The 18987-nt window shown below is 29.0% G+C and carries 18 protein-coding genes; 17 read left to right on the top strand and 1 reads right to left on the bottom strand.

What is annotated here, in order from left to right; all coding sequences use genetic code 11:
• Positions 1-144 precede the first annotated feature (144 nt).
• From GXK56_RS25375 to GXK56_RS25395, 5 genes are all read left to right on the top strand, one after another.
• Positions 145-681, top strand: a complete 537-nt coding sequence (locus tag GXK56_RS25375) for a CPBP family intramembrane glutamic endopeptidase (protein ID WP_160692725.1) — start codon at positions 145-147, stop codon at positions 679-681.
• Positions 682-714: 33 nt separating this feature from the next.
• Complete coding sequence (locus GXK56_RS25380) at positions 715-1614, top strand: S66 peptidase family protein (protein WP_160692727.1); 900 nt, start codon at positions 715-717, stop codon at positions 1612-1614.
• Positions 1615-2051: 437 nt separating this feature from the next.
• Complete coding sequence (locus GXK56_RS25385; RefSeq protein WP_160692729.1) at positions 2052-3764, top strand: methyl-accepting chemotaxis protein; 1713 nt, start codon at positions 2052-2054, stop codon at positions 3762-3764.
• Between the two features lie 222 nt (positions 3765-3986).
• Positions 3987-4598 (top strand): TetR/AcrR family transcriptional regulator, encoded by a 612-nt coding sequence (locus GXK56_RS25390; protein ID WP_243156272.1) that lies wholly within the window; start codon positions 3987-3989, stop codon positions 4596-4598.
• Between the two features lie 79 nt (positions 4599-4677).
• A complete protein-coding gene (locus tag GXK56_RS25395; protein WP_243156273.1) occupies positions 4678-5079 on the top strand; it encodes an FMN-binding protein in 402 nt (133 codons plus the stop codon).
• Positions 5080-5154: 75 nt separating this feature from the next.
• Here the strand turns inward: GXK56_RS25395 and GXK56_RS25400 are convergent, their stop codons facing one another.
• Positions 5155-5706: a PadR family transcriptional regulator gene (locus GXK56_RS25400; RefSeq protein WP_160692731.1), complete on the bottom strand. Its 552-nt coding sequence runs from the start codon at positions 5704-5706 to the stop codon at positions 5155-5157.
• A gap of 289 nt (positions 5707-5995) precedes the next feature.
• On the opposite strand from GXK56_RS25400, the gene GXK56_RS25405 reads away from it, so the two are divergent.
• The 12 genes from GXK56_RS25405 (at position 5996) to GXK56_RS25455 (ending at position 18920) form a co-directional block, all read left to right on the top strand.
• Positions 5996-6859, top strand: a complete 864-nt coding sequence (locus GXK56_RS25405) for an alpha/beta hydrolase (RefSeq protein ID WP_160692733.1) — start codon at positions 5996-5998, stop codon at positions 6857-6859.
• 22 nt (positions 6860-6881) lie between these two features.
• Positions 6882-8879: a methyl-accepting chemotaxis protein gene (locus GXK56_RS25410; RefSeq protein WP_160692735.1), complete on the top strand. Its 1998-nt coding sequence runs from the start codon at positions 6882-6884 to the stop codon at positions 8877-8879.
• 453 nt (positions 8880-9332) lie between these two features.
• Entirely contained in the window at positions 9333-10157 is an 825-nt protein-coding gene (locus tag GXK56_RS25415; protein WP_160692737.1) for a transporter substrate-binding domain-containing protein, read from the top strand.
• 160 nt (positions 10158-10317) lie between these two features.
• Positions 10318-11004: an amino acid ABC transporter permease gene (locus tag GXK56_RS25420; RefSeq protein WP_160692739.1), complete on the top strand. Its 687-nt coding sequence runs from the start codon at positions 10318-10320 to the stop codon at positions 11002-11004.
• A 16-nt stretch (positions 11005-11020) separates the two neighbouring features.
• Entirely contained in the window at positions 11021-11731 is a 711-nt protein-coding gene (locus GXK56_RS25425; protein ID WP_160692741.1) for an amino acid ABC transporter permease, read from the top strand.
• The gene (locus GXK56_RS27910) at positions 11728-11892 is read left to right on the top strand and encodes a hypothetical protein (protein WP_202127947.1); all 165 of its coding nucleotides are present in this window, start codon (positions 11728-11730) and stop codon (positions 11890-11892) included. The genes GXK56_RS25425 and GXK56_RS27910 overlap by 4 nt, the downstream gene beginning before the upstream one ends.
• A gap of 34 nt (positions 11893-11926) precedes the next feature.
• A complete protein-coding gene (locus GXK56_RS25430; RefSeq protein WP_160692743.1) occupies positions 11927-12679 on the top strand; it encodes an amino acid ABC transporter ATP-binding protein in 753 nt (250 codons plus the stop codon).
• A gap of 57 nt (positions 12680-12736) precedes the next feature.
• Entirely contained in the window at positions 12737-14185 is a 1449-nt protein-coding gene (locus GXK56_RS25435) for a nitrogenase component 1 (RefSeq protein WP_160692745.1), read from the top strand.
• A 4-nt stretch (positions 14186-14189) separates the two neighbouring features.
• Positions 14190-15458 (top strand): nitrogenase component 1, encoded by a 1269-nt coding sequence (locus GXK56_RS25440; protein WP_160692747.1) that lies wholly within the window; start codon positions 14190-14192, stop codon positions 15456-15458.
• 81 nt (positions 15459-15539) lie between these two features.
• The gene (locus GXK56_RS25445; protein ID WP_160692749.1) at positions 15540-15986 is read left to right on the top strand and encodes a pyridoxamine 5'-phosphate oxidase family protein; all 447 of its coding nucleotides are present in this window, start codon (positions 15540-15542) and stop codon (positions 15984-15986) included.
• Between the two features lie 161 nt (positions 15987-16147).
• Positions 16148-17620, top strand: a complete 1473-nt coding sequence (locus GXK56_RS25450) for a nitrogenase component 1 (RefSeq protein WP_160692751.1) — start codon at positions 16148-16150, stop codon at positions 17618-17620.
• A gap of 1 nt (position 17621) precedes the next feature.
• Positions 17622-18920: a nitrogenase component 1 gene (locus GXK56_RS25455; RefSeq protein ID WP_160692753.1), complete on the top strand. Its 1299-nt coding sequence runs from the start codon at positions 17622-17624 to the stop codon at positions 18918-18920.
• Positions 18921-18987: the final 67 nt, after the last annotated feature.

Below are 18987 nucleotides of genomic sequence, written 5' to 3' on the forward strand. Positions count from 1 at the left end.
CACTATTTATACAGTTTTTATTACTGCCTTTGCCTACTAAAATTATACTCTAACTAATATGATATATATAGTATAAAACAAGAATTTAATTTATACTAGTATTAGCTGCTAGCTAATTTTTTTATGGAGGTATTTTTTTATATTATGGATAACATTAGTTCTTTTTTAGGGAGTTTAGTTGTAAATCTTTTATTATTTGTAATTCCAGTGTTTCTTTATTTAAAACTAAAAGATAAAGTTAATCCACTAATTTATCTAAAAATATTAGGTGATTCTAAAAAGGGAATAGCAATAGGAATTGGAGTAAGTGCTGCATATATAATACTTCTTCTTGGAAAAAATTCAATTACACAAACTAAGCATATTAACTTGGATTTGGGATTGTTATGGATTAGCACATTATTGGTTGGATTAATCGAAGAAATACCATTTAGAGGATTTTTATTACAAAAATTATCAAGCAAAATGAATTTTTGGAAGGCTAATTTATTAACTACAATAATATTTATCTTGTGTCATATACCGACTTGGATATTTACAAATCCTGATATATTAAAATCTGTTGTTAATATAGCAATTGTAAGTCTTGCATTTGGATATTTATTTAAAGAATATAAATCTTTATGGATAACTATAATATGCCATTCTGTATTTAATTTGAGTATATGGATGGGGTTGTAGATACATAACATTTGTATTAGGAGGTGATTTTCTTTGAAATTATTTAACAAGGGCGATAAAGTAGGAATAGTTGCATGCTCTAATGGTTTAACAGAAAGTAATGTAATAAAGCTAGAAGAATTAAAAAATATCTTAGAAACTCTTGGGCTGCAGGTAGCTTTTGGTAATAAAATTTATAGAAAGTATTCAGTATTTAATGGAACTGGTAAGGAAAAAGCTGAAGCTTTAATGAAATTTTTCTTAGATCCAAGTATAAAAGCTATATTTGATGTGTCAGGAGGAGACTTAGCTAATGGCATTTTGGATTATTTAGATTATGAGGCCATAAAGGCAAATCCTAAAGCTTTTTTTGGTTATAGTGATTTGTCAGTTGTTTTAAATGGCATATACTCTAAAACAGGAGTTAAAACTTATTTATATCAAATAAGAAATTTAATAGAAGAGTTTAAACTGAAACAAATAGAAGAGTTTAACGATACCTTTATAGAAGATGGAAATAAGCTTCTTAATTTCAACTACGAGTGGATACAAGGAAACTTTATAGAGGGAACTGTTGTTGGAGGTAATATTCGTTGTCTTTTAAAGCTTGCAGGTACAGAATATATACCTGATTTTACTGATAAGATTATATTTTTAGAAAGTTTAAGTGGTGATGTACCTAAAATGGTTACTTATTTGACTCAATGTAAACAAATTGGTATGTTTAGGAAAGCTAAGGGAATAATACTTGGAAGTTTTACTGAAATGGAAAAGGAAGAATATTTACCAACTATAGTTGAAATAGTAAAAGAGATTGTTAATAATCCTAATATTCCAATTGTGAAAACAAATGAAATTGGTCATGGTAAAGATTCCAAATGTATAATAATTGGAGAATTGATAAAAATATACACCCCTAAAAAGAGTAGCTATGCTACAAATAAGAACATTTAGCTAGTAAAATTATTAAAAACTTTATATTTATCAGATTCCAAAAGTTGAAAGAGTATAAAAATATATTCAGATATTTAAAGAATTTTCACTTTGGAATAAGATATGTAAAAAATAATTATAAATTGTTAGAAAAAGAGGAATATAAGTAATTTATTGATAGATTCTATAAATTATTAAAAGAATTAATAACTATAAGAATAGTTTATAAAAATAACTGCTTAAATTAGAAAATATTCTATGATTTAAGTAGTTATTTTTATGGAAAACTTTCAGTTTTTTTATTATACAACTATAGTAATAGATATAAAAGCACAAGGACAATGATGGAAATGATCCCTAGATTTATCTGTTAAGCTAATGTTAAGGTTACTTAAATATAATTATATTAATTTAACAAGGATGTTAGAAATAATAATAGATTTGCAGGGGGATTAACTATGACAATCATTAGAAATTTATCTATTAAAACAAAATTATTATCAGGATTTATGTGCATTGCATTACTAATTGCAATAACAGGTTTTTTTGGAAAATTTGGAATGACCAATATTCAGAAAAATGCACAGGATATATACTCTAATAACCTTCAAAGAATTGATGAAATACATTTAATTAAAGAAAACTTTACTAATGAAGTGGGTATAGTCCAAAATGCAATTTTAGATGCTGACAGCAGTAAAACTAAAATGGCTCAAGAAATATTGGAAACAATTAGAGATAATAATGCATCATATATTCAATCATATAGTGAAAGAACAATGTCAGAGGAGGAAAAAACAGCATATGATGACTTTTTAACTCTTTTAAGTGAATATTCAACGGAACAAGAAAAAATATTAGACCTGCTTAGTAATGGTAAATATACAGAAGCTAATAGTGCAAGATCAGATATAACTCAAATTACAGATAGTATGAATGAAAAATTAAACTCATTAATTTCTATTAATCAAAATTTAGCTAAACAAGCTAATGAAAGCAATAATATAAATTATACAATGACAACTAATATAATGTATATAATTTTAATAGTAGGGCTTATTTCAGCGTTTGCAATAGGATTAGTTTTATCATTATATATATCAAAAACAATGGAAAAAGGAGTATTATTTGCTGAAGCTTTAGGGAAAGGGGATTTAACATATTCTTTAGCAAGCAAAAATAATGATGAATTAGGAAAATTAATTAATGCCTTAAATCAAGCAAAAGAAAAAATGAGAGGAGTAATTCAAAATGTAATTGATCAGGCTCAAGGAGTCACTGCCTCAAGTGAAGAACTATCAGCTACATTAGAAGAAATGTCAAGTAACTTTGAAAATATTGATAAGAATACCTGTAGAATAGTTAAAAATATAAATGGAATAAATACAAGTACTAATGAATTGTCTTCAACTATGGAAGAGGTTAATTCAGGTATAACTCAATTGGCTTCAAGTTCAACTGAAAGCAGTCAACAATCTATTGATATAAAGGAAAGAGCTACGGATATTAAAGAAAAAGGTTCAATTTCTAAAAATATAGCAGATAAGTTATATGAAGAAAAGCAACATAATATACTTAAAGCTATAGAGCAGGGGAAGGTTGTAAGTGAAATTGGAATCATTGCAAAATCAATAGCTGCAATAGCAGAGCAGACTAATTTACTTGCATTAAATGCTAATATTGAAGCAGCAAGAGCAGGTGAACAGGGGAAAGGCTTTGCGGTAGTTGCAAATGAAGTAAAGGTACTTGCAGAGCAATCAGCTGAGTATGTTAAAAATATTCAAACTGTTGTATCTAATGTTCAAGTTACATTTGACAATTTATCAAGTAATTCAAAGGATATACTTTACTACATAGATAATAGTGTTAAAAAGGATTATGATTTATTAATTGATACAGGAGATAAATATGAAAAGGATGCAGTCTTTATTAGTGATTTATCTCAAAATATAGCTTCAATGAGTGAAGAATTAAATGCTTCAACAGAAGAAATTTCAGCAGTTGTTAAAACTATTGCAAATAGTATGAACGATACTAAGACTAATTCTGAAGAGATTTTAGTTGGAATTAATGAAACTAATAAAGCAATTGAGCAGGTTGCTATAGTAGCACAAAATCAAGCTGCAACTGCAGAAAAGCTTACTCAATTGGTGTTGAGTTTTAAAATATAGGATTTAATATATTTACAATAAAAAAGCAAATTAAAATATTAAGAGTAATCTTAAAATAGGAGATTAATGTTAGTGTAACTACTAAATATTAATCTCTTATTTTATTGACATGATAAAATAAGATGATATACTGGGAATATATAAAATAAACCGATAGTATACTTTATATAATGGAGGTGTATTATAATAGGTACTATAGAACGAAAAGAAAGAGAAAAATTATTGCGTAAAACCGAAATAGTAAAGGCAGCCGAAAGAATTTTTTTTGAAAAAGGCTTTGAAAATTCAACAATGGATGATATTGCTAAAGAGGCTGAATTTACTAAAAAGACTTTATATTCATATTTTAAAAGTAAAGATGAGTTATATTTTGAAATAATGCTAGGTGCATTTAATGTATTAAATGAGTTATTAGATAATACATTAAGTGAAAATAATGAAAGCAGTGAAACTGAAAAAATCGAAATAATTGGAAGAGTCTTTATTGAATTTAGCAGAACACATTTTGGATATTTTAAAGCTATTGCTGATTATGAAAATAAGGAAATTGATTTTCAAATTGATGATGATAATAACGTAATTAAAAAGTGTTATATTGCTGGACAGCATTCCATGGAAGTATTAAACAACTGCATTTTATGTGGAATAAAAAATGGTGAATTTATAGATAACATAGATTCTTATTCAATTTGTCTTATGCTATGGTCAAGTCTTACAGGATATATTGGTTTAATAAGTAAAAAAGAAAAATATATAAAAGCTTATTTTGATAAAACTACTAATTCCTTAATGGAAGATGGAATTAAGATTTTACTAAGAGGTATTAAAAAATAATTTTACAAAGAATTTTGGAATTAGATATATATATTTAAAAAAATTAATAAATTCAAAAAATAGGGGGAATATTCATAAGATGGATATGAAAAAAGTATTCTTTGGGGTAGCTTCTGTTGTAATTATAATAGGTATTATTGTTGGGATGAGATATTTGAACTCTGTTAAAGCTTATCAAAAGTCTGTTAAAGAATTGAAGATTGGAAGTGTAGATTTATCAAAAATTTCTGATGGAGAATATACTGGTTCGTGTAATGTTGATTATATTAGTGCAAAGGTTGTAGTAACGGTTAAGAATCATAAAATTGAAAATATAAATTTAGTAGAACATAAAAATGGTAGAGGAAAGAGAGCAGAAGTTATTACTGATAAGGTAGTAGGCTCACAAAGTCTTCAGGTAGATACGGTTTCAGGAGCCACAAATAGCAGCAAGGTAATTTTAAAAGCTATTGAAAATGCATTAGAGCATAATAAAGCGTAAAAGAAATATTTATATAAAACGTCTATTTTCATTTAATAATTTAAGTTAAGTGAAGCTAGACGTTTTTTATAAAATTCAATTTTTTTCAGTAATTTTATTTAGACAATCATTAAGCCAATCTATGTAATTCTTTTCCCTCATAATAGCTCCATTTAATACAATATAATCTCCAAAGGTAGGTGAAGAAACTTTTGATATATCCTTTGTTTCTAAAAATTTTTTCATAGAATTCTCTAGGTATTCCAGTCTTTCTGAATGTTTATGTAAAGCACTTTTAAATTGTTTTAATAAAGTATCGAAATCCATTTCATCACAAAAATACGCTTTTAATCTAAAAACATCCTTTGGAGTTGGATCTAAAGGGTCATCATTTGCAAGCCATTTTTGAAGAGCAAGCTTTCCTTTTTTAGTGATTGTATATAATTTTTTTTCTAATCTCTCACCTTGTATAACTGTTTCATAAGAAATAAGACCTTCATCGGTTAACTTTTTTAATTCTGGGTATATTTGGCTGTGCCTAGCATACCAAAATTCAACTAGTCCTTCGTTAAAATTCTTTGTTATATCATAGCCAGTCAGTGGATTTCTATTTATAAGACCTAAAATTGCATATTTTAATGTTCTCATATATTGACACCTCAGTTTAAGTGGTGACTGCCACCAAATTTTGTTTTGAAATTATTTTATCACAAACAAATGTAAAGTAAAACCAAAATGAATAAAGGTATATGTCAATGTTGACATGATTTACTTGACAGGAATATAATAGATGGGATAAATTAATTTAATATCCAAAATAAAACTTTGGATTTTTGTAATTATAACTCTTTTTTGGTGATTTATATCAAATTCTGTATTAAAATATAAATTAATAACAGCAATTAATCAAATAATATATATGAAGGGGAGAAAAATCATGATTGATAAGGAAAATGTTTTGAAAATTGTGGGCAACATGAGGAAAGAGTGTACTGAAAGAGCAAAAGCTTCTAAGATATTAGGAAGAGAAATATTTATTCCAGTTAGAGATGGGAATATACGTTGCCTAATTTATGAACCTAAAAATAAAAATGAAATGTCACCTGTATTTTTTGATGTTCATGGTGGTGGCTTTGTAACAGGTTTACCAGAAGATGATGATAGATTTTGCGATAAGGTTAGAAATGAATTAGATATTGTTGTTATTTCAATTGATTACAGACTTGCACCTGAATATAAATTCCCAACAGATAAAAATGATGTATATGATGTTGTGAAGTATGTATATTTACATAATGACGAGTTTGGAGTTGATCCTAATAACATGTCAATTGGTGGACATAGCGCTGGTGCTAATATTTCAACTGTGGTGTGTATGATGGCAAAGGAAAAAAATGAATTTTCATTTAAAAGCCAGATATTAGATTATCCACCTCTTGATTTAGCGACTCCTGCAACAGAAAAGTTTTATACAGAAGGAGCCATACCTCCTGAAATAGCTTCCTTATTTGATAAATGCTATAGGAATGAAGAAGAGGCAATGAATCCATATTGTTCTCCTGTTTATGCAACTGAAGAGCAGCTTAAGGATTTGCCACCAGCAGTAGTTATAACTTGTGAAATTGATTCTCTTAGGGATGAAGGCGAGAATTATGCTGAAAAGCTAATAAAGGCAGGAATTGAAACAACTGCTAAGAGATTTTATGGAGTAGGGCATGGATTTACAATTGGGGATTTTGATTTGCCAGAAAGCTTAGAAGCTCATAACATGATGATTGAAGGGATAAGAAAAAATATATAAATTAATAAAGGGGATTTAATTAATGCGAAGTATAAAAACAAAATTAGCAGTGTATTTTGGAGTGCTAATAATATGTGTATGTTTTATTTTAGGAATAATATCTTTTTATACATCTAGTCGCGCACTAGAAAATAATGCAAAAGAAATGCTATCAAATATTTCATTAGAATCAGCTAGAGTAGTTGAAAGCAGACTTAATGGTAATTTTGATGTTTTAGAGACAATAAGTAACAGAAGTGAAATAAAAGATCCTAATGTTTCTATTCAAGATAAGGCAGAAATATTTAAGGAAGAGGCTAAAAGAACTGGTTTTACTAGTATTGGGATTGGTGATTTAAATGGAGATGCGTATACAATGGCATTAGTGCACATTGTATTAAAAGAAAGACCTTACTATCAAGAAGCCTTAAAAGGAAATCGAGTAGTTACAGATCCTATAATTAGTAAAGATAATGGATCACTAATAATAAATATGGCAGTGCCAATTAAAGATAAAGATGGAAAAGTAATTGGGGTATTAGTTGGAAGCAGAGATGCAGGTGAAATAAGCAAGATAATAAGTGACATAACTGTTGGGAAAACTGGAAAAAGTTTTATAATTAATAAAGATGGTTTAACGGTTGCTCATTACGATAAAGATGCAGTTATTAATGGAAATAATATGATTGAAATGGCTAAAAAAGATTCGTCACTTCAAGGAATAGCCAACGTTCAAACTGAAATGATAAAAGGAAATGTTGGAACTGGAGAATATACATATAATAATGCTTCTAGATATATAGGATATGCACCAATAAAAAATACAAATTGGCATATAGGTATTCTTGTTCCTAAAAATGAAGTATTATCTCAGTTAGATGCATTGAAAATATCTACCTTTATAGCTTCTTTAGCAATAGTATTTGTAGGATTAGCAATAGTTTATATAGTTGCAAGAATTCTTTCCATGGGAATTAATAAAATTTCTTCTTATTTGCAAGTTATATCAAAGGGAGATTTTACTAGAGAAGTTTCAAGTAAAGAATTAAAATTTAAAGATGAAATCGGACAAGCTTTTAACTCAATTAAAATAATGCAGGAATCAATTGTTGAGACAATAGCAACTATTAAAGAGAATTCAAATAATATTGATTTAAAGGCCAATGATTTATCAAAAGTAGCCGAAAAAATGACATATACAGCTGAAAATGTTTCAACTGCAATTCATGAAACTGCAGTAGGTGTAAGTAGTCAAGCATCAAACCTAATGGAAATCACTAATGTATTAGATGAATTCGGTAATAAATTAGATGTTGTAGCTAAAGAAATAGAAAATATTAATTTAAAATCAAATGGAATTAACGAAATGGCTGGCAATAGCAATAAGAATATGGAAAAGCTTATAGATTCAGTTAATATTGTAGGAACTTCATTTAAAGATTTTATTAAGAAAATTGAAAACCTAAATAAAAACATAATTAAAATATCAGAAATAACTACTTTAATAAATGATATATCAGAACAAACAAACTTATTAGCTTTAAATGCAGCTATTGAAGCAGCAAGAGCGGGAGAATCAGGAAAAGGCTTTGCAGTTGTTGCAGAAGAAATTAGAACACTTGCAGAGCAGTCTCAAGAATCTTCTAAAAATATAGATTCTCTAATAAGTGGTATATCAAGTGAAGCTGATGAAATTATTAAAAATACTGATGGGCTTAATAATGAGCTAGATGGTCAAGTTGGAGTAATAAATACTGCTTTAGAATCTTATAAGAAGATAATTAGTGAAATTGAAGATATTGTTGCAAAAATTAAAACAGCAAATTCTGCAGTTGTAGAAATAAATGCAGATAAAAATATCATATCAGAAAAAGTAGAAAATACATCAGCTGTAGCAGAAGAAGTTTCAGCATCTTCAGAAGAAATCGCTGCTTCTACTGAAGAAATGAAAACAGCATCTACAGAAGTATCAGCCTCAGCAGAAGTATTAAATACTATGACGCATGAAATGATTGAACATGTTGGAAAGTTTAAAATTTAGTTAAATAATAAAATCAAACTTAATCTATATATAATCTAATAAAAAGTGTCAGTAAAACTCATATATGTGTCCGGTAACAAGTTATAGTTGTGAGTAAAATACAAAGCTATATCTAATAAATATTTTAGAGAATACTCCACATTTATTACCTCAACTATTCACTTTTACCCTTTATTTCTTACTTTGATTCACAAATTCTAATATTGATGAATTTAATTAAAACTTATATATTTAAGTAGTTTTTGAAAATTATAAAATAATTATAAATATAAATTGACATGAAAATGAAATAGTGATATTATCTTTATAAATCCTATACGAATACTTTGGTTTATTGCTGACTAGAAAACTAGAGGCGTTAAATAAAATTATTAAAATTTTATTTAACGCCTTTTTTGTCGCATCAATACCTAGTAATTATAGGGGAATAGTAAAATAAAAGGGGAGATAAAAATGAAAAAACTAAAATTTATTAACGCTATTGTAGGAATATTAATATCAACGACGGTCTTAATAGGTTGTGCAAGCAATGCTAGCGAAAAAGGAGCAGATACTAAATCTGGTAATGAAGCAAAAACTATAGTAATAGGTACAGGAAATGCTTTTAAGCCATATTGTTATTTAGATGATAGTGGTAATCTTTCAGGTTACGAAGTCGAAGTGCTTAAGGAGATTAATAAAAAACTTCCACAATATAAATTTGAATTTAATCAACTTGAATTTAAAAATATATTGCTAAGTCTAGAATCAAATAAAGTAGATGTAGGAGCACATCAATTTGAAAAAAATCCAGAACGTGAATCTAAATATTTATTTGGTACTGAAAGTTATACAAATTTTATTTTAAGAATTACTGTTGGAAAAGATAGAACTGATATAAATTCAATTAAGGATTTAGAAGGTAAAAAAGTACAAACAAGTACTGGAAGTAATGCAGCTTATGTTTTAGAAAAATATAATAAGGAACATAATAATGCTATAAATCTTGTTTATTCATCAGATGACGCAGCGACTACTATTAAGAATATTGAAGATGGAAGAGTGGATGCATTTATATCAATTAAAAGAATTGTTGACTCATATAATGAAACTTACGGAAATAAACTAAAAACTGTTGGTGATCCTATAGCTACCTCAAACACTTACTATGTATTTAGAAAAGAGGATACGCAATTGCAAGGTGAGTTTGATAAAGCATTAAAAGAATTAAAAGCTGATGGAACCTTGGCAAAAATCTCAATCAACATTTTAGGTGGAGATTATACAGCAAATGAATAATAGAAATTGATAAATATAATGAAATCTATTTTTAGAAATAACTAGTACATGAATGGCAGATTCTATTGTTATTACAATTTCAATAGAACATGAATGCATAATACGTAGCGTAATTAAGTTTACTAGTGGATTTCTATCACTACTATAAAGGAGAGATAAAATGGAAAATTACTTTAATATTAATCTAATATTTCAATATCTGCCACAATTATTATCTCGCCTTCACATTACATTACTGATTGTATTAACTGCAACTGTTATTGGATTAGTTTTTGGGATTATATTAGCATTATTTCGAGTATATAAGGTACCTGTGCTAAATCAAATTTCTATTGTTTATATATCATTCATGCGAGGAACTCCAATACTTGTACAGATGTTTATAGTATATTATGGGCTGCCATTATTGCTAATGAAAATAGGGATAAACATAAATAGATGGGATAAATTATATTTCGTTATAATCACCTATGGACTTAATGCAGCAGCCTTTAAAGCAGAAATGATAAGAGCAGCAATAGTAAATATTCCAATAGGACAAGTTGAAGCAGCGTATTCGGTTGGCATGACAAAATTACAGGCTTTCACAAGAATAATTGCACCTCAATCAGTTATTATTATATTGCCAACTCTTGGAATTACCTTAGTAGGACTTCTTCAAGATACATCATTGGCTTTTACACTTGGAATAATAGATGTAATGGGAAAGGTTAATGCTATAGCAGCAAATACTTATCGTTCTTTAGAAGGATATATCTCAGCAGCAATTATTTTCTTTATATTATCTATTTTACTAGAGCAGCTTTTTTCTAGATTAGAGAAAAAATTGCATATTCAAAAAATATAGTTTGGCAGGTGAAAATATGAGTTTTGATATAAGTTTTATGATTATAGCTTTAAAGGAAGCAATAAAATATATACCGATTACTTTAGTGCTTGCTGCTATACCTCTTATTATAGGAAGTATTATAGGAACATTAATTGCAGTAATTAGAATATATGATGTTAAAGTTTTGAGTAAATTAGTGCAGATTTTTGTTGTTATTATTAGAGGAATTCCTCTTGTATTAATACTTTATATAGTTTATTTCGAAGTGCCAAAATGGGTTGATGCCTTTGCAGCTAAATTTAACTGGAGTATTCACTCTAAAGATATAAATAGTATTTATATAGCAATTATAGCAATATCAATTTCTGCAATTGCAAATATATCAGAAACAATAAGGGCTGGTTTAATTTCAGTAGGTACGGGGCAGTTTGAGGCAGCCTATTCTGTTGGACTCACAAGAAGTCAAACTTTAAGAAGGATTATAATTCCACAAGCATTACCAGTAATAATTCCATCCTTATGTAGTAATTTCATAGGACTGATTAAAGGTTCATCTATAGCTTATTTAGTGGCTATAGTGGATATAATGAATGGGGCTTTAATAACAGCAACAGCAAATTATAAGTTTTTAGAGGCATATATAGCAGCGGCAATTGTATATTGGGCATTATGCGTATGTATAGAAAAAGGTTCCTTTATTATAGAGAAATATTTGAGAAGTTTTAAAAGAGGTGAATGTATATGAAAAAAATAAATATAATAGAATTCTTAAAAATTTATTTATTGACTTTTATATTGATAATTGCAGCTTTTATATGTTCATATAGTTCAGTTTACAGAGAGAATAATGATTCTGGAATAGAAAAAAAGACGGTTAGTAATAGAGTAGTAACTAAACTTGAATAATAGTACTAGTTAAAGGGAGAAAGGAGTTGAAATTTTGATTGAAATAAAGGGTATTCATAAGAAGTTTGGTAAGAATGAAGTTTTAAAGGGTGTTGATATTAAAGTTAATAAAGGCGAAGTAGTTGTAATATTAGGTCCAAGTGGATCTGGAAAAACTACCTTATTAAGATGTATAAACTTTCTTGAAAAGGCAGATGAAGGCCAGTTGGCAGTGGGTGGAAAAATTATTCATTTTAAAAGTGCAAATAAAAAAGACATATTAGAAATCAGAAGACAAACAGCAATGGTTTTTCAATGCTATAACCTTTTTAGTAATAAAACAGCACTTGAAAATGTAATGGAAGGATTAATTACTGCAAGAAAAATACCGAAAAAGGAAGCAGAAGAAATAAGCAAAAAAACCTTAAATAAGGTTGGATTAAGTGATAAATATGATTTTTATCCAGCTCAGCTTTCAGGAGGACAACAACAGAGGGTTGGAATAGCACGTGCTGTTGCACTTAATCCAGAAGTGATTTTATTTGATGAACCAACCTCAGCATTAGATCCAGAACTTGTAGGTGAAGTACTTTCTGTAATGAAAAATGTAGCCAAAGAAGGAATTACTATGATTGTAGTTACTCATGAAATGTCTTTTGCATCGGATATAGCCAGCAGGGTGATTTTTATGGATGGAGGAGTAATAGTCGAAGAAGGTTCTCCAAATGATATATTTACAAATCCTAAAGAAGATCGAACTAAACAATTTTTAAAGAGAATACTTCCAGAATGGAATTATACAATTTAAGCATATTGAAAAATAGTAAGTCAGAATGGATATGCACTAATTTTAGGAGTGATAAAAATGGCTAAGATAATTGAAAGAAATAGAGAAGAGAGGAAATATGCACTTACTGGAGGTGGTGCCTGTAGTCATAACCTTTCAGAACATTTTAAGAAAAGATGTTTAAAAAATGCAGAAAGAAGTTTTGCACAAACTACTCAATGCCAAGAGATAAATAGTATTCAAGCACTATTATCAATGGAGGATGCAGCCTTTGTAGTACATTCTCCAAATGGTTGTGTAGGATGTGTATCATTTATGAATGATGGATTTAAAGTAGGCCAATATCATCGGGGTATTCAAAACATTAGAAACGCTAGATATATTGTCACTAGTTTAGATGAAAAAGATATTGTTTTTGGAGGTGAAGAAAAGCTGACAAAAGCAGTTCTTGATTTAAATTCAAGGTATACTCCCAACATAATATTCATATTTGCTTCATGTGCATCAGGAATAATTGGTGATGATATTGATTCAGTAGCAGCAAATTTACAAAATGAAATAGATGCTATTATAGTTCCAATACATTGCGAAGGATTTAAATCAAAAGTTCCTGCAACAGGCTTTGATACAGTATTTAATTCAATAATTAAATATGTATTAAAAGATGATAAACCAGAAAAAGAAAAAGGTTTAATAAATGTTTTTGCAACTACATCGATAGGATATGAGGATCAACTTGAAATAGAAAAATTATTAGATGTATTAGGACTACATGTAAATTATATTCCTTTTTACTCAAGTGTTGAAAAACTTAGAAAAATAGTTAAAGCAGAATATTCAGTAGCTATATGTCAAGTATTTGCAGATGAATTTATGGAGTACTTAAAGAATGAATATAATATTCCTTATTCTATAACTGGTATGCCAATAGGTATAAGAAGCACTGATGAATGGTTTTTATCAGTAGCAAAATTAGTTGGGAAAGAAGACGTTGCACTCAAATATATAGAAGAGCAACACAAAAAAGTTCTTCCGGAAATTACTAAAATAAGAAAGCTTACTGAGGGTAAAAAGGTATTTATATGTGCAGGAACAGGAAGAGGGATTGCAGCAGCAAGTCTAATAGAAGACTTTGGAATGAAACTTGTTGGTATACAAACTCCTACCTATGAGGAAGCTTTTATAGAAAGCTTTGATGAATTAGAAAAAATTCATGGAGGAGATTTTATTATAGATATAGCTAATATGCAGCCTTTTGAACAGGTTAACCTTGTTAATAAATTAAAACCTGACTTTTTCCTTGGAATGTCTAATTGGGTATCAAAGCTTGGAGTTCCATCAACACATATTTTAGAAGCTAAGAGACCAACCTTTGGATACAATGGTCTTATATATTTAGGAAGAAAAATTGAAAATTCAATTGAAAATCCTAGCTTTAATGTTAAACTTGCAAAACACAAAAAACTTCCATACAAGGAAGCTTGGTATGAAGAAAATGCATTTAAGTATTTGAAGGAAGGGGTGTAAGCTAATGAAAAACTATGTAGAGAATCCAAGATCTTTATGTGCACTAAATGGAGCAATAGGTGTTTTTTCAGCATTAGGTAAAACAATACCGATTCTTCATGCAGGACCAGGATGCGGGCTTCAAGCTTCAATAGGTGTAAAATCAGGATATGTTGGCGGGGGAACCGGATGCCCAAGCTCTAACATGTTTGAGAAAGAAGTTGTTTTTGGTGGTATTAATAGATTAAGAGAAACAATAGAAGGAACCCTTGAGGTAATGGAGGGAGATTTATATGCAGTTCTTACAGGTTGTACTTCAGGGATTATAGGCGATGATGTAGAAAATTTAGTAGAAGAATTCAAAAAGAAAGACATTCCAATAGCTTATATTGAGACCTCTGGTTTTAAAGGTGATTCTTATTTTGGATATGAAGTTTCTTTAACTGAACTTGTGAAGCAATTTGTAAAAAAGAGTTCTGAAAAGGAAGCAAAAACGGTAAATATTTTTGGAATAGTACCAACTCAGGATATAACCTGGAAAGGTAATCTTGAAGAAATTACAAGAATACTAAAAAAACTTGGATTAAAAGTAAATACATTTTTTACTGAAAATCAAGGTATAGAAAATATAAAAGCATCTTCAAAAGCTGCATTAAATATAGTATTTTCTCCATGGCTTTTGAAAGAATTATCAGAGATTTATAAAAATGAATTTGATATAGATACTTTTAGATATGAAGGGCTTCCTATTGGTCCTACAGCTACATCAGATTTTATAAGAAGGTTGGCAAAATATATTCAGATAGAGGAAGAACTTGTGTTAAGTGTAATTAAAGAGGAAGAAGACTATGTATACAGTTACTATGAGTATATTAATGCAATGATAAAAACATATAGATTTATAATTGTGGGTGATTCAAATACGGTATTAGGGTTAAATAGATTTTTGGTTAATGACTATGGACAAATTCCTTTAATTTCAATAATTACAGATGATGTGCCAAAGGAAAATAGAGAAGAAATAGAAAATGAGTTGAAAAATTTAGAATATGCAAGAAAACCAAAAATAATTTTTGAAAATGATAAGTGGAAAATAAGTGAAATTATAACAAAAGCACAAGATGAAGCAACTTTGATTTTAGGAAGCAGTTTTGAGAGGGAAATAGGAAGTGAACTTGACATTGTTACTATTGTAGTTTCAAATCCATCGACAGAAGCACTTATTCTTAATAAAGGTTATGCAGGATATAAAGGATGTTTAACCTTCCTTGAAGATTTATATGATAATAATTAGTTTCAATAAAAAATAACATTGATAAGTGTAGGTTAGAATCGAAAATTATAAATTGAAATTTAATATGAAAGAAGGATAAACATGAGTGAAACAATTGAAAAATCAATAAAATATGTAGAAGAATCAAAATTAGGATTATTAATAACAGTGGATGAAAATAAAGTACCTTTTGTTAGAACTATTGGAGCATTTTCAAACGAAGGTGCAAACATATATTTTGTAACAGGAAAAGAAGCTCAAAAAGTAAAGCATATAAATTCAAATCCAACGGTAACTTTTTATTTTGAAAAGGAAGGACAACCTTATGAAATCTTTAAAAGTGTTTCAATAATTGGTGATGCATCAGAAGTAACTGAAAAAGGTGAATTAGATAAAGCTATTGAAGCAATAAGTGTTCGTTATCCTGTAATAAAAGAAAAAATATCAAATGGAGAATTTGAAAAATCTGCTATTTATGTTGTTAAGGGAAAAGCTATAAAATTAGCTGATTATACCCAAGAACCTAAAGAACAACTTATAAGTCTATAAATTACATATAGCTGTTTAAGCTCGAGTAAAAAGTAATTGTTAAAATGGATAAGTTAATTAACGTTTTAAGAAATAAAATTAAAGCGTTTTATATTAGTCAAGAAATTGAGAAATTTACTTTTAATTATTTCAAAATATTAATTTAGGGAGGAATCAAAGAAGTGGCAATAGATTTAAAAATATCAGCAGTTTCAACAAGGGAAAGTCGTTTAGGTTCTATTACAGGATATAATGGGGACTTACACGATATAGTTAATCAATCTCAATGTGGAACACTAAAAAATAAAGAGAGATGTTTCAGCCAATCAAGTTCATGTAATGCAATGTGTGCCTTAGGGCAATTATCAGGAATAAGAGATGTAGCAATAATAAATCATGCACCATCAGGATGTACAGCAGTTGCATCAGGAGTTAATGTAAATAACAATCAGTTAGCAACTAAAAGAGGAGTTTCAAATAATACAGTATTTTTAGGAACTGATATGGATGAAAATGATACTGTATTTGGAGCTACTGGAAGTCTTAAAGAAATAATATTAGAGACATATAACAGATATAAGCCAAGAGCTATTTTCATAGGTACATCATGCGTATCTGGGATAATTGGTGAAGACGTTGATAGCGTAGTTGAAGAAGTAAAAAAAGAATTGCCGGAGGATATTCCAGTGGCAGCAGTTCATTGCGAAGGGTTTAGATCAAGAATATGGGCAACAGGTTTTGATGCATCAGATCATGCAGTTCTTAGTAGCATAGTGAAACCACCTAAAAAGAAAAACAATAAAATTAACTTCAAGAATTTTTATGAAAGTGAAAGAAAACAAATAATTGAGATATTTAGTAATTTTGGAGTTGAACCATTATTCTTTTATCAAAACTCAACAGTTGAAGAGTTAGAACATCTTTCTGAATCACTTGCAACAGTAAGTATATGTGGAGTGTTAGGTTCATATTTAGGGAATGGATTAGAGCAGGAATATGGAGTTCCATATGTAAAAACCATAAATCCATTGGGTATTGCAGGATATGAAACTTGGCTTAGAGGCATTGGAAGCGTGATTGGTAAAGAAAAAGAAGTAGAAGCTTACATTGAAAGAGAAAGGGCAATTTATATTCCTAAAATAGAAGAAGTTAAAAAGGAACTTAAGGGACTTAGAGCTGTACTTGGAATGGGACCAGGATATACCTATGAAGTATCTCGTGTGCTACAAGAACTAGGAATGGAAGTTGTTTGGGCGGCTTCTTGGCATCATGATAAGTTGCATGATAATGAAGAGTTACCAGCACCACTTAAATATTTAGCTGAAAACTCTAAAGATAATTTTAAAGTAAGTGTAGCAGATCAGCAAAACTTTGAAATTTTAAATATAATAAACCATTATAAACCAGATATATATTTTTCGCGTCATCCAGGTACTACAGTATGGGCAATTAAGCAAGGTGCAGCAGCACTATGTGTAAATGATGAATATATGATTTTTGGATATAAAGGTACTCTTGATTTTGCTTATACTGTATTAGATACAATTAAAAACAGAAGTTTTGAAAAGAATTTGGCATCTAGAGTTAAACTTCCTTATAAGGAATGGTGGTATGAGCAAGATAATTCAACATTCTTAATAGAGGGGGCAAAATAAAATGGCTAAAATATTAGATCAACCAAGATATAAATGTGCACTAGCAGCTATGCAGACTGTACAATCAATAGAAGGTGCTATACCTATTTTGCATGCAGGTCCAGGATGTGGTGCTAAGCTTGGAGGAGGCGCAGGAAATTCAGGCCATTTTTCTCATAACATTTTTCCTTGTACTAATATAAGTGAAAAAGAAGTGGTTTTTGGTGGAGAAAAGAAACTAAAAGAAATAGTTGAAAACTCACTAAAAGTTATAGAAGCTGATTTATATGTAGTATTAACAAGCTGTACGTCAGAGGTTATTGGGGATGATGCAGAGGAAATTGCACGTTCTTTTAGAGAAGATGGTAAACCAGTAATATTTTCATCTACACCAGGATTTAAGGGAAATAACTATTTGGGACATGAATGGGTAATTGATGCTATTATTGATCAATACTTAGAGCCAAGTAATGAAAAGATAAAAGGTCTTGTTAATATTTGGGCTGGAATCCCACTTCATGATCCATTTTGGCTTGGAAATTTGAGAGAGCTAGAAAAGCTTGTAGAACAATTAGGATTAATACCAAATACTATATTTGGTCATGATAGAGGTATTAATAACTTAAAAAAGGTACCACAAGCTGAATTTAATCTTTTAGTCTCACCATGGCTCGGGTTAAATAATGTTAAGAAGCTTGAGAAAAAATTTAAGACGCCATATCTTCATTACCCAGTATTGCCAGTAGGTGCAGCAGAAACTAGTAAGTTTTTAAGAGCAGTTGGAGATTTTGCTGGAATTGATAAAGAGAAGGTAGATAAAATTATTGAGAAGCAGGAAAAAGAATATTACTACTATATAGAAAGATTTGCAGATGTATTTCTTGAAACACGGGTAATGTCAAAGCGTTTTGTTGTAGTTTCAGATTCACAATATTCACTTGCATTAACAAAATTCTTAGTAAATGATTTAGGCTTATTTCCAGCTAAACAATATATAATTGATGATGCACCAGAAAAATATAGAAAAACCATAGAAGGCTATTTCAAAGAATTAAATTATGATATAGAAGCAGACGTTGAATTTTCTGCTGATGGACATAAGATTCATGAAGAAATAAAAAACACAGATTATCATGGTTATCCTTTAATACTTGGAAGTTCATGGGAAAAGAAAGTGGCTAAGGATACAGAAGGTCATTACTTAGCTATATCATGGCCAATAAATGAAAGATTAGTTATAAATAGTTCCTATGTAGGATATTCAGGAGGGCTTAAACTTTTAGAGGATATATATTCTGTTGTTCTTACTAGGTTTAATTAATTATAAAATTTAACTTTAGTTGAGAATAAAGATAGATATGCATAGAAAAATATTTGGATCAAATATA

It is taken from the genome of Clostridium sp. C2-6-12 (assembly GCF_009928485.1).
Lineage (GTDB): Bacteria > Bacillota > Clostridia > Clostridiales > Clostridiaceae > Clostridium.